Below are 12,749 nucleotides of genomic sequence, written 5' to 3'. Positions count from 1 at the left end.
GCTGCCCCCATCCGACTGGCTGTGGCACCTCACCCACGCCCCACCAACGTCGGGGGCCCCCGGAAAACCCCGGGGGGGCGGGGCCGGGGGCTCACGCCCCCCGCCCCGCCCCGCGGCGGCGGTCGCGGCGGGGGGTCACGAACCCCCGGCCGCCCCCGGTGGCGGTCCCGCCGTCACTTCTTCCACTTGGTCAGCGGGCCGTCGCTGGCGCTGTAGCGGCGGAACGCGTAGACCTCGGCGCCGTTCTCCGCGACGAGGTACTCGGAGGTGCTGATGCCGATGCCCATGCTGCTCGGCATCGCCATGCTGCCGATGTCGGACAGCGAGCCGTCGGTCGGCGAGAGCGTCACCAGCCGGGCCGGCTTGTTGTAGCCCTGGTCGACGACCGCGCGGACCTTGCCGTCCTTGTCGGTCCCGGCGACCAGCCGCATGTCGTTGTTGGCCGAGCCGGAGGTGGCCGACCACAGGCGCTTGCCGGTGTTCAGGTCGTAGGCGTTGACGGCCGACTTGCCGCCGCTGACCTGGACGTACAGCGTGCTGCCGCTGACCACGTTCCGGGTCATGGCCTCGTCCTGGCCGGACAGCCGCAGGCTGTCCGCGCCGGGCTCCTTGACGGACATCTGGTTGCCCGGCTTGTTGTCCTTGTCGAACGGCAGGACGTAGTCGCCCTGCGGGCCGTTGGACATCAGCAGCACCAGCGGCTTGTCCTGGACGACCGAGTCGACCTCCTCGATGCTGCCAGTGAGGGTGATCGGGGTGCCGGCGGCCTTGCCGGTCTCGGCGTTGACGATGACCAGCTGCGACTTCGGGCCGCCGGTGCCGTAGCAGCGGTCGCTGACCGCGATCTGGGCGCCGGCCGCCTTGGCGCGCACGGTGCAGTCCTTGTCGCGCGGCTGGTACTGCCAGGCCGGCTGGCCGGTGGCGATGTTCAGGGCGCCGACCGCGTTGCCGCCGACGGCGACCACGTTCTCGGTGACGCTGAGGGTCGGTGAGGACATCCGGTCGGCCGAGACCTTGACGCTCCAGAGCATCTTGCCCTGGTTCAGGTCGACGGCGCCGACGGTGGAGCAGTCGCTGTCGCCGGTGTTGAAGGAGACGGCGGCGACGCCCTTGGAGTTGGCGCCGTACGAGGCGGTGCACAGCTCCTTGCTGCCGGCCGGGGCGGGGATGCTCCAGGCCTCCTTGCCGTCGGTCAGGTTGTAGGCCCTGATGCCGGAGCTGTCCACGCGCACGGCGAGCTTGTCGGTGCCCCAGATGCCGAGCATCTGGTTCGAGCTGTCCGAGGCGGCCGGCTTGGCGGCGGTCCAGGCGACGTTGAAGGTGGCGCCCTTGGTGACGGGGCCGGGGGTGGGGCCGGTGCTGGTCCCGCCGTCGGCGGTGGTGCCGCCGGTGGCCGGTGCCGGCGTCGGGTCCGGTGCCGGGTCCGGCTTGGGGTCCTTGAGCAGGACGACCAGGGCGGCCACGATCGCGATCGCCAGCACGCCGCCGATGATCCCGCCCCACAGCATCACGGGGTTGCGCTGCTTGGGCGCGGCGGGCGGCACGGGCGCGCCCGGGTAGGGGTACCCGGGCTGCGGCGGGTAGTTGTAGCCGCCGGTGTTGTAGCCCTGCCCGGCGTCCGGGGCGCCGTACGGGCTGCCGGGGACCGGGTCGTACGGGCCGACCGGCGCGCCCGGGGGCGGCGGGGCCTGGGTGGGGAACCCGGTCGCGGTCGGCGCGTACGGCGCGTACTCGGGGCTGCCGAGGGGCGGCACGGGCGGCTGCACGGGCGGCTGCGAGGGAGGCTGGAAGGGCGGCGCCGGCGGCTGGGCGGGCGGCGGGCCCGCGGGCGAGGCCTGGCCCGGTACGGCCGCGCCGTCGAGCTGCGTCATCTGGTTCGCGACGGCGGCCGGATCCACGCCGCCCGGCGGGGGGCCGAACGGGACGCCCCGGTTGTCCTGCGGACCGCTGCCGGGCGTTTCGCCTGCCCCGGGCGTAGGGTGATCCCCTGCCATCTGATTCCCCGTCATGTCTGGAAGCGCCCCCTGCCCGGTACCGTCCACGGTTCCGGTGGGGCGGGTGAGAATTGGGCACCATGCTAGTGGTGCGCGCATTTCGGCCGCCGCTCGGACCGTTGAACCCCGGATCCGCGGGCCCGGGACGCGCAACACCTTCACTTCCCGAGCACCGCGGCCCCACCCCGCGCCCGGGACGGCGGCTCGCACCGGTCCGCCTCCGCCCGCGCCCCCGGGCGCGTCCGCCCGCCCCGCCCGGCACCCCCGCCGGGGCCCCGGGCCGTACCCTTCAGGAGTTGAAGGGGACGCCCGGCGGAGGGGTCCCCGCCCTGGGAGGGTGGATCATGTCGACGGACACACCGGGCTCGCAGTCCTCGCTGCACCGGGCGAACCTGGAACGGGTGCTCCGCGCGGTGCGGATGGCCGGCTCGCTGACCCAGGCGGAGATCGCCCGCGGCACCGGCCTGTCCGCGGCCACCGTGTCCAACATCGTGCGGGAGTTGAAGGAGAGCGGCACCGTCGTGGTCGCCGACACCTCCTCCGGCGGCCGCCGCGCCCGCAGCGTCTCGCTCAGCGGGGACGCCGGCATCGTGGTCGGCATCGACTTCGGCCACACCCACCTGCGGGTCGCGGTCGGCAACCTGGCCCACCGGGTGCTGGCCGAGGAGAGCGCCCCGATCGACGTCGACGTCTCCGCCCAGCAGGGCTTCGACCGCGCCGAGGCGATGGTCGAGCGGCTGCTGGCGCAGGCCGGGTTCCGGTCCGACAAGGTGATCGGCGTCGGCCTCGGCGTGCCCGGGCCGATCGACGTGGAGACCGGCGCGCTCGGCTCCACCGCGATCCTGCCCGGCTGGACGGGCATCGCCCCGGGCAAGGAGCTGGCCGAGCGGCTCGGCATGCCGGTGCACGTGGACAACGACGCCAACCTGGGCGCGCTCGGCGAACTGGTCTGGGGGGCCGGCCGGGGGCTGAACGACCTCGCGTACATCAAGGTCGCCAGCGGGGTCGGCGCCGGGCTGGTGGTGAACGGCCACATCTACCGCGGTCCGGGCGGCACCGCGGGCGAGATCGGTCACATCACCCTGGACGAGGCCGGGCCGGTCTGCCGCTGCGGCAACCGCGGCTGCCTGGAGACCTTCGTCGGCTCCCGCTACCTGCTCTCGCTGCTCGCCTCCACCCTCGGCCCGGACCTCAGCCTGCCCAGGGTGGTCGAGCTGGCCCAGCAGGGCGACCTCGGCTGCCGCCGGGTGATCGCCGACGCGGGCCGGCAGATCGGCACCAGCGTCGCCACGCTGTGCAACCTGCTGAACCCCCGCCGGGTGATCCTCGGCGGGGACCTCGCCGAGGCCGGTGAGCTGGTGCTCGCCCCGATCCGGGACTCGGTGGCCCGCTACGCGATCCCCAGCGCCGCCCGCCAGCTCTCGGTCGTCCCCGGCACCCTCGGCGGCCGGGCCGAGGTGCTCGGCGCGCTGGCCCTGGTGATGAGCGAGATGGGGGAGTCCGGCGCGCTCGGCCGGGGCTGAGCGGCGTCCGGAACCTTGCCCGAGCCGCACCCGGAGCCGCACCCGGAGCCTCGCCCGAGCCGCGTCCGGATCCACGTTCGAGCCGCGTCCGGATCGCATCCGAACCGCGTCGCCGTCGCCCGGGAAGCGGCGTCCGCAACCAGGGTCGTGAACAATCCATCACAAAAGATCGAACTCCCTTGCGTCAACGCAGGGTGACCGGCATCCTGGCCCGACCTCCCGAAATGGCGGGAACCGAGCGGCGCCGTCGGGCGTGCCGCTCGGCGTCCGGCAGCCGGACATTAGACTCGACCGGTCGGCGCCGGCCGGTGCCGTCGGCCTGCCGCCGGACCGGGAAGCGACGCCCGCCGGACCGTCCGCGGTCCGCGAACACTTAACGAGGAGGAACGGGTGGCCCTGCTGACCCGCATTCGGGGACCGCGCGATCTCGACCGGCTCACGCCCGGACAGCTGGCCGCACTGGCCCAGGAGATCCGGACCTTCCTGGTGACCGAGGTCTCCAAGACCGGCGGGCACCTCGGTCCCAACCTCGGCGTGGTGGAGCTCACCATCGCGCTGCACCGGGTCTTCGACTCGCCGCGCGACCGCATCCTCTTCGACACCGGCCACCAGAGCTACGTCCACAAGCTGCTCACCGGCCGCCAGGACTTCTCCCGGCTGCGGTCGAAGGGCGGCCTGTCCGGCTACCCGTCCCGCGCCGAGTCCGAGCACGACGTGATCGAGAACTCGCACGCCTCCACCGTCCTCTCGTACGCCGACGGCCTGGCCAAGGCCAACCAGCTGCTGGGCAAGAACGACCCGGTCGTCGCGGTGATCGGCGACGGCGCGCTCACCGGCGGCATGGCCTGGGAGGCGCTCAACAACATCGCCGACGCCAAGGACCGCCCGGTCGTCATCGTCGTCAACGACAACGAGCGCTCGTACTCGCCGACCATCGGCGGCCTGGCCAACCACCTCGCCACCCTGCGCACCACCCAGGGCTACGAGCGCTTCCTGTCCTGGGGCAAGGACGCGCTCCAGCGCACCCCGGTGGTCGGCCAGCAGCTGTTCGAGACGCTGCACGGCGCCAAGAAGGGCCTCAAGGACTTCATCGCCCCGCAGGGCATGTTCGAGGACCTCGGCCTCAAGTACATCGGCCCGATCGACGGCCACGACCTGACCGCCCTGGAGTCCGCGCTGACCAAGGCGCGCGGCTTCGGCGGCCCGGTGATCGTGCACTGCCTCACCGAGAAGGGCCGCGGCTACCACGCCGCCGAGAACAACGACGAGGACCGCTTCCACGCGGTCGGCAAGATCCACCCGGAGACCGGCCTGCCGGTCAGCGCCGGCGCCGGCCGGAGCTGGACCTCGGTCTTCGCCGAGGAGATGGTCGCGCTCGGCCACGAGCGCCGGGACATCGTCGGCATCACCGCCGCCATGCTCCACCCGGTCGGCCTGGCCCCGTTCGCCGAGGCCTTCCCGGACCGGATCTTCGACGTCGGCATCGCCGAGCAGCACGCCGTCACCAGCGCCGCCGGCCTGGCCACCAACGGGCTGCACCCGGTGTTCGCGGTCTACGCGACCTTCCTCAACCGGGCCTTCGACCAGGTCCTGATGGACGTCGCCCTGCACAAGCTGGGCGTCACCTTCGTCCTGGACCGGGCCGGCGTCACCGGCGACGACGGCGCCTCGCACAACGGCATGTGGGACATGTCGATGCTCCAGCTCGTCCCGACCCTGCGACTGGCCGCCCCGCGCGACGCCGACCAGGTCCGCGCGCTGCTGCGCGAGGCCGTCGAGGTCGAGGACGCCCCGACCGTGGTCCGCTACTCCAAGGGCACGGTCGGCCCGGCCGTCCCCGCGGTCGGCCGGGTCGGCGGCATGGACGTGCTGCGCGCCGCCGAGGAGCCCTCCGGCGCCCACCGCGCCGACGTGCTGATCGTCTCGGTCGGCGCGATGGCCGCCACCAGCCTGGAGGTCGCCGACCTGCTGGCCGCCCAGGGCATCACCGCCACCGTGGTGGACCCGCGCTGGGTCAAGCCGGTGGACCCGGCCCTGCCGGGCCTGGCCGCCGAGCACCGGGTGGTCGTCACGATCGAGGACAACGGCCGGGTGGGCGGCGTCGGCGCGGCCGTGGCGCAGGCGCTGCGGGACGCGGAGGTGGACCTGCCGGTGCGGGACTTCGGCATCCCCCAGGAGTTCCTGGACCACGCCAGCCGGGCCGAGATCCTGGCCGAGATCGGCCTGAACGCCCCCGACATCGCCCGGAAGGTGACGGCGCTGGTCGCCAAGCTGGACGCGGCGCCGGTCGAGGCCTGACGAGGGGCTGTCCCCTTCCTCGCGTTCCCGTTCCACCGACGGCCTTCGTCGTGACTCGGTAACAGTTCGTCGCAAAACAAGCCGACAATCGTACTGAAAGGCGGGACCGGCGCCACCGGCGCCGGTCCCGCCCGGTAGGTTGTCAACCGTGCCGACCCCCACCTCCCTCCGCCTCACCGGACTGGCCGAGCGCGTCCGCACCCGTGTGCTGACCGGGCCCCTCCTGCCCGAGGGCGGGCAAGGAGGGCGGTACTGGACCAGGCTGGTGCCGGTGCTCGCGCTGGTCGCGCTGCTCACCCACATCCCGTCCTTCGCCCGGCCCGTCTGGAGCCCGGACGAGGGCTTCCTGGCCACCCAGGCCCGGATGCTCGCGGACGGCGGGGTGCTGTACGACACCGTGGTGGACCGCAAGCCGCCGCTGCTGCCCTGGCTCTACCAGGCCTGCTTCGCCGTCTTCGGCTCCGCCTCGCTCTGGCCGCTGCGCACCCTCGCGGTGGTGGCCCACCTGGTCACCGCGATCCTGCTGGCCTCGATCGCCCGCGGCCGCTGGGGCAACCGGGCCGGCGCCGGCGCCGGGCTGCTCTACCTGCTGGTCTCCATCGGGCTCTCCCCGGAGGACACCCAGGCGGCGACCTTCGAGGTCTTCATGCTGCCGGCCATGGTGGCCGCCTTCCGGTACGCCGAACGGCGCCGCTGGCTGGCCGCGGGCATCGCGGTCGCGCTGTGCTCACTGACCAAGCAGACCGGCGGCGCGGTGCTGCTGCCGGTGCTCTGGATGCTCGTCCAGGACGCCCGCCGGCGCGGGGTGCGCTGGCCGCCCGCGCTGTTCAAGATCGGGTTCGGCTTCACCCTGCCGATAGCGCTGGTCGCGGTGATCCTCACCAAGCCCAAGGGCTTCCTCTTCTGGGTGGTCACCGGCAGCGGCGACTACGCCTCCTTCGGCGGCGCCTGGCTGCAGATGCTCGGCCGGGCGTTCGGCAACTCGGCCATCCTGGCCGCCGCCGGCCTGGGCTTCCTGCTCCCGGTCGGGCGCCGGCTCTGGCTCAAGCACCGCCACCGTCCGCTGCCGGTCGCCGGTGAGGAGCACGGCTCGACCGCAGACCTGTGGGTCTGGCTGCTCTCCTCGGTCGTCGCGGTCAGCATGGGCTTCCACTTCTTCGGCCACTACTACCTCCAGCTGATCCCGCCGCTGGTGCTGCTGGGCACCGGGGCCGTCGCCACCTCGGCGATCCGCTGGCAGCCCGTCCTGGCGTACACCGCGGTCGCCGCGACGGTGTTCTGGGGCCTGGCACTGGCCTGGCCCGGGGAGCAGATGAACCGCAACACCGAGGTCGCCACCGCCGTCGCCGCGCAGACCACCCCCAAGGACACCGTGCTGGTCTGGGGCATGCACCCCGAGCTCTACTGGCTGGCCGACCGCAAACCCGCCACCCGCTACCTGACCGCCGGCTTCCTCACCAACTACAGCGGCGGCAAGGACGGCAACCAGAACGTCGGCGAGCAGTTCAGCGTCTCCAACGCCTGGCAGACCTTCGACAGGGAACTGGCCAACGGCCTGCCCGAGGTCGTGGTCGACGACTCCGGCATCGCCCCGTACCAGCCGGTCATGGTCCCCCGGATCGAGAACCTGCTGGACACCCACTACGAGATGGTCGGCGTCTTCGCCGACACCGTGATCTACCGCCTCAAGCACTGAGACGTCCGTCCACGGAGAACCGGGGTGTGCGCCCCGTACACAGGCAGGAGCCCCGGTGACCAGGCGGTCACCGGGGCTCCTGCGTCCGGTGGTGCTACGCGGGCACCGAGGCCACGCCGGGGGCGAGGAACGGCTTGCCGTTCACCCGCTCCGAGATGCCCTCACGGTCCAGGTACGGGGTGATCCCGCCCAGGTGGAAGGGCCAGCCGGCGCCGGTGATCATGCAGAGGTCGATGTCCTGCGCCTCGGCGACGACACCCTCCGCCAGCATCAGGCCGATCTCCTGCGCCACGGCCTCCAGGGAGCGGGCGCGGACCTGCTCCTCGGTGAGCACCGTGTCGCCGAAGGACAGCAGCGCCAGGACCTCGGGGTCGAGGACCTGCTGACCGTCCACCCAGGTGTAGAAGCCGCGCTTGCCGGCCTTGACCACCCGGCCGAGGTTCTCGGAGACGGTGAACCGCTCCGGGAAGGCGCTGGCCAGGGTCTCCGAGACGTGCAGCGCGATGGCCGGGCCGACCAGCTCCAGCAGCACGATCGGGGACATCGGCAGGCCGAGCGGCTCGACGGCCTTCTCGACGTCGGCGATCGGGGTGCCCTCGTCGATGATGTTCTGGATCTCGCCCATGAAGCGGGTCAGGATCCGGTTCACCACGAACGCCGGGCGGTCCTTGCACAGGACCGAGGTCTTCTTCAGCTTCTTCGACACCGCGAAGGCGGTGGCCAGCGAGGCGTCGTCGGTCCGCTCGCCGCGGACGATCTCCAGCAGCGGCAGGATCGCGACCGGGTTGAAGAAGTGGAAGCCGACGACCCGCTCGGGGTGCTTCAGCTTCGAGGCCATCTCGGTGACCGACAGCGAGGAGGTGTTGGTCGCCAGCACACAGGTCGGCGAGACCACGTCCTCCAGGTCCGCGAAGACGGCCTGCTTGACGCCCATCTCCTCGAACACGGCCTCGATGACGAAGTCCGCGTCACCGAAGGCGGCGGCCTTGTCCAGCGAGCCGGAGACCAGGCCCTTGAGGCGGTTGGCCTTGTCCGGGCTGATCCGGCCCTTGCCGAGCAGCTTGTCGATCTCGGCGTGGACGTAGCCGACGCCCTTGTCGACGCGCTCCTGGTCGATGTCGGTGAGGACCACCGGCACCTCCAGACGGCGGGCGAACAGCAGCGCCAGCTGCGAGGCCATCAGACCGGCGCCGACGACGCCGACCTTGGTGACCGGGCGGGCCAGCGACTTGTCCGGTGCGCCGACCGGGCGCTTGGCCCGGCGCTGCACCAGGTTGAAGGCGTAGATGCCGCTGCGCAGCTCGCCGCTCATGATGAGGTCGGCCAGCGCCGCGTCCTCGGCGTCGAAGCCGGCCTGGAGGCTCGCCTTGTCGGCCAGGTCGAAGCCCTTGGCGGCCTCGATGATGTCCAGCGCCCGGTAGGCGGCCGGGGCGGCGCCGTGCACCTTGCCGTCGGCGACCATGCGGCCCCACAGGACGGCGTCGTCCCAGGCCTTGCCGCGGTCGATCGGCTCGCGCTCGACGACCACGTCGCCCTTGAGGACCTTGGCGGCCCAGAGCAGCGACTGCTCCAGGAAGTCGGCCGGCTCGAAGATCGCGTCGGCGATCCCCAGCTCGAACACGTCCTTGCCCTTGAGCTGCTTGTTCTGGTTCATCGAGTTCTCGATGACGACCTTGACGGCCTTACCGGCACCGATCAGGTTCGGCAGGATGGTGCAGCCGCCCCAGCCGGGGACGAGGCCGAGGAAGACCTCGGGCAGCGAGAAGGCCGGGACGCCCGCCGAGACCGTGCGGTAGTCGCAGTGCAGGCCGACCTCGACGCCGCCGCCCATCGCCGCGCCGTTGTAGAACGCGAAGGTGGGGACGGGCAGCGTGGAGATCCGCTTGAAGACGTCGTGGCCGCCCTTGCCGATGGCCAGCGCGTCCGCGTGCTCCTTGAGCAGCTCGACGCCCTTCAGGTCGGCGCCGACCGCGAAGATGAACGGCTTGCCGGTGATCGCGGCACCGACGATCGTGCCCTCGGCGGCCTCGGCCTCGACCTGGTCCAGCGCCTCGTCCAGCTTGAGCAGCGAGCCCGGGCCGAAGGTGGTCGGCTTGGTGTGGTCGAAGCCGTTGTCCAGGGTGATCAGGGCCAGCCGGCCGGCCTGGAGCGGCAGGTCGAGGTGGCGGACGTGCGCGGTGGTGACGACCTCGCCGGGGAACAGCTCGGCGCCGCGGGTCAGCAGCTCAGTGGTGTTGCTCATGGTCACTTACCGCCCTCAAGCTCGGCCGACTCTTCCGCCCCGGTCCAGTGCGGGTTCTCCCAGACGACGGTGCCGCCCATGCCGAAGCCGATGCACATCGTGGTGAGGCCGTAGCGGACGTCCGGGCGCTGCTCGAAGCGGCGGGCCAGCTGGTTCATCAGGCGCACGCCGGAGGAGGCCAGCGGGTGGCCGAAGGCGATCGCGCCGCCGTACGGGTTGACCCGCTCGTCGTCGTCCGCGATGCCGTAGTGGTCGAGGAAGGCCAGCACCTGGACGGCGAAGGCCTCGTTGACCTCGAACGCGCCGATGTCGTCGATGGTCAGACCGGCCTTGGCCAGCGCCTTCTCGGTGGCCGGCACCGGGCCGATGCCCATGACCTCGGGCTCGACTCCCACGAAGGCGTAGGAGACCAGGCGCATCCTGACCGGGAGGCCGAGCTCCTCGGCGACGTCCTCGGCGGCCAGCAGGGAGGCGGTGGCACCGTCGTTCAGACCGGCCGAGTTGCCCGCGGTGATGTTGCCGTGCGGACGGAACGGGGTCTTGAGGCCCGCCAGGCTCTCCATCGTGGTGCCCGGGCGCAGCGGCTCGTCCACGGTGGCCAGGCCCCAGCCGGTCTCGCCGACCTCGGGGTTGGTGTTGCGGATCGAGATCGGCACCAGGTCGGGCTGGATGTCGCCGTTGGCGTACGCCTTGGCGGCCTTCTCCTGCGAGCGCACGGCGTAGGCGTCGCAGCGCTCCTTGGTCAGGTGCGGGAAGCGGTCGTGCAGGTTCTCCGCGGTCATGCCCATGAACAGGGCGGACTCGTCGACCAGCTTCTCGGAGACGAAGCGCGGGTTCGGGTCGACGCCCTCGCCCATCGGGTGGCGGCCCATGTGCTCGACACCGCCGGCCACGACCACGTCGTACGCGCCGAAGGCGATGCCGCCGGCGGTGGTGGTCACGGCGGTCAGCGCGCCGGCGCACATGCGGTCGATCGCGTAGCCGGGGACCGACTTCGGCAGGCCGGACAGCAGGGCGGCGGTGCGCCCGATGGTCAGACCCTGGTCGCCGATCTGCGTGGTGGCCGCGATGGCGACCTCGTCGATGCGCTCGACGGGCAGGCTCGGGTTACGGCGCACGAGCTCCCGGATGCACTTGACGACCAGGTCGTCGGCGCGGGTCTCGTGGTAGATGCCCTTCGGGCCGGCCTTGCCGAACGGGGTGCGGACGCCATCGACGAAGACGACGTCCCTCGCGGTACGAGGCACGGGGGCTCTCCTCCCAGGGACCAACAATTCGAGGTGGGCGGGCCGCCGCCGAAGATCCGGGGGGCGCCGCGTCACGGTCATGCTACCCGTCGGTAACCAACCTGCCCAGGCCCTGCGGAGGGATCCGACCGTGTGTCCCCCGACACGTTCCCGCCCGGTCCGACCAGGAGCGCCGCCGCCGGGTACGACGAAGGGGATGTCGCCCGAACGGACGACATCCCCTTCACCGTGCTGCCGGGTCAGCCCCGGGTGTGATCAGTCCTGGGCCACGGCGGTGGCGAACACGGCGGCCAGCGCCGGTGCCACCAGGTCCACCTGCCACTGCCGGGCGCCGAGCCCGCGCAGCGCGGCGGCCACCTGCTGGGGCCCCGGGTCGGACGGCGGCTGCCAGGACACCCGCCGGACCACGTCCGGCGTCATCAGGTTCTCGGCCGGCAGGTGGTGGCGCTCGGCCAGCTCGGCGATCGCGGCGCGCGCGCCGGAGAGCCGCGCGGCGGCCACCGGGTCCTTCTCGGCCCACGCCCGCGGCGGGGGCGGCCCGTCGTGCGGCGCGGCGGCCGGCGGCAGCTGGTTCTCCGGGATCTCCCGGCCGCGCTGCACGGCCGCCAGCCACTGCTCCAGCTGGCGCCGGTGCACCCGCGGACCGAAGCCCTGGACGGCCTGGAGGGCGGCGACGTTCAGCGGCATGGCCAGCGCGGCGTTGACGATCGCGGCGTCCGCCAGCACCCGGCCGGGGGAGACGTCGCGGTCCTGCGCCATCCGGTCGCGGACCAGCCACATCTCGCGCACCACGGCCAGCTGGCGGCGCCGGCGGATCTTGTGCAGCTGCGAGGTGCGGCGCCACGGGTCGGTGCGCGGGGCCGGGCGGGGCGCGGCGGCGATCGAGGCGAACTCCTCCATCGCCCAGCCGAGCTTGCCCTGGCCGTCCAGCTCCTGTTCGAGTGCGTCGCGCAGCTCGACCAGCACCTCGACGTCCAGAGCGGCGTAGCGCAGCCACGGCTCGGGCAGCGGGCGGGTGGACCAGTCGACCGCGGAGTGCTCCTTGGACAGGCTCAGTCCGAGCACGTTCTCGGTCATCGGGCCCAGGCCGACCCGGGCGAAGCCGGCGATCCGCCCGGCCAGCTCGGTGTCGAACAGGCGCTGCGGTCTCATGCCCACGTCGGACAGGCAGGGCAGGTCCTGGGAGGCCGCGTGGACGACCCACTCCGCGTCCTCGACGGCCTTGCCCAGCGCGCTGAGGTCGGGGCAGGCGATCGGGTCGATCAGGGCGGAGCCGGCCCCGGCGCGGCGCAGCTGGATGAGGTAGGCGCGCTGCCCGTAGCGGTAGCCGGAAGCCCGTTCGGCGTCGACGGCCACCGGTCCGGTGCCTGCGGCGAACGCGGCGACGACGGCGGCCAGCGCCTGCTCGTCCGCCACGACGGGCGGGATCCCCTCCCTCGGTTCGAGGAGCGGGACCGGGGCTGCTTCTTCTGGGATGGCTGCTACGGCGTCGGTCACCCACCAAGGGTACGACGGTCCTCGCGACCGGGAGTGTTGTCGGACTGGTCAGACTGTTGATCGACCGCCCCCGACGGGGTGCTCCCGGACCCGGCGCCGACCGGCCGACGGGGCCCGCCGGCCGACCGCGCTCCCCGGACAGCGTCGCGGGGGGGGGGGGGGGGGCCCCCCCGCCGCCGGGGCGGCCCCGGGGCGGGGGGCCCGGGGCGGCGGGGGGGGGGGGGGGGGCGCCCGCCCCCCCCCCCCACCCCC

At 73.0% G+C, this 12,749-nt stretch carries 8 protein-coding genes; 4 read left to right on the top strand and 4 right to left on the bottom strand.

Annotation, left to right across the window (positions count from 1 at the left end; genetic code table 11):
* Positions 1-173: 173 nt before the first annotated feature.
* Entirely contained in the window at positions 174-1,871 is a 1,698-nt protein-coding gene (locus tag ACFRAR_RS27220; RefSeq protein ID WP_380700833.1) for a PQQ-binding-like beta-propeller repeat protein, read from the bottom strand.
* Between the two features lie 467 nt (positions 1,872-2,338).
* Here ACFRAR_RS27220 and ACFRAR_RS27215 point away from each other — a divergent pair, with 467 nt between their 5' ends.
* The 3 genes from ACFRAR_RS27215 to ACFRAR_RS27205 all read left to right on the top strand — a co-directional run bounded on the left by ACFRAR_RS27215 (position 2,339) and on the right by ACFRAR_RS27205 (position 7,511).
* Positions 2,339-3,517: an ROK family protein gene (locus ACFRAR_RS27215; protein WP_380700832.1), complete on the top strand. Its 1,179-nt coding sequence runs from the start codon at positions 2,339-2,341 to the stop codon at positions 3,515-3,517.
* A gap of 390 nt (positions 3,518-3,907) precedes the next feature.
* On the top strand, positions 3,908-5,815 hold the full coding sequence (dxs, locus tag ACFRAR_RS27210) for a 1-deoxy-D-xylulose-5-phosphate synthase (RefSeq protein WP_380700831.1): 1,908 nt from the start codon (positions 3,908-3,910) through the stop codon (positions 5,813-5,815).
* Positions 5,816-5,963: 148 nt separating this feature from the next.
* Positions 5,964-7,511 carry an ArnT family glycosyltransferase gene (locus tag ACFRAR_RS27205; protein ID WP_380700830.1) on the top strand — a complete coding sequence of 516 codons (1,548 nt, stop codon included), beginning with the start codon at positions 5,964-5,966 and terminating at the stop codon, positions 7,509-7,511.
* A gap of 94 nt (positions 7,512-7,605) precedes the next feature.
* Here the strand turns inward: ACFRAR_RS27205 and ACFRAR_RS27200 are convergent, their stop codons facing one another.
* Together ACFRAR_RS27200 and ACFRAR_RS27195 are read right to left on the bottom strand one after the other, a co-directional pair.
* Complete coding sequence (locus tag ACFRAR_RS27200; protein ID WP_380700829.1) at positions 7,606-9,753, bottom strand: 3-hydroxyacyl-CoA dehydrogenase NAD-binding domain-containing protein; 2,148 nt, start codon at positions 9,751-9,753, stop codon at positions 7,606-7,608.
* A 2-nt stretch (positions 9,754-9,755) separates the two neighbouring features.
* Entirely contained in the window at positions 9,756-11,000 is a 1,245-nt protein-coding gene (locus ACFRAR_RS27195; RefSeq protein WP_380700828.1) for a thiolase family protein, read from the bottom strand.
* A 132-nt stretch (positions 11,001-11,132) separates the two neighbouring features.
* Here ACFRAR_RS27195 and ACFRAR_RS27190 point away from each other — a divergent pair, with 132 nt between their 5' ends.
* Complete coding sequence (locus ACFRAR_RS27190; RefSeq protein ID WP_380700827.1) at positions 11,133-11,255, top strand: hypothetical protein; 123 nt, start codon at positions 11,133-11,135, stop codon at positions 11,253-11,255.
* Here ACFRAR_RS27190 and ACFRAR_RS27185 read toward each other — a convergent pair whose 3' ends face one another.
* Positions 11,256-12,497, bottom strand: a complete 1,242-nt coding sequence (locus ACFRAR_RS27185; protein WP_380700826.1) for a ribonuclease D — start codon at positions 12,495-12,497, stop codon at positions 11,256-11,258. It lies immediately after the preceding gene.
* Positions 12,498-12,749 lie beyond the last annotated feature (252 nt).

The organism is Kitasatospora sp. NPDC056651, from assembly GCF_042792155.1.
Lineage (GTDB): Bacteria > Actinomycetota > Actinomycetes > Streptomycetales > Streptomycetaceae > Kitasatospora.
This window is presented reverse-complemented; position numbering and strand designations above follow the sequence as displayed.

Bases quoted from the DNA above. Each gene is read 5' to 3' on its own strand.
- ACFRAR_RS27215 (WP_380700832.1), top strand. From the start codon at position 2,339: ATGTCGACGGACACACCGGGCTCGCAGTCCTCGCTGCACCGGGCGAAC.
- ACFRAR_RS27200 (WP_380700829.1), bottom strand. From the start codon at position 9,753: ATGAGCAACACCACTGAGCTGCTGACCCGCGGCGCCGAGCTGTTCCCC.
- ACFRAR_RS27220 (WP_380700833.1), bottom strand. From the start codon at position 1,871: ATGACGCAGCTCGACGGCGCGGCCGTACCGGGCCAGGCCTCGCCCGCG.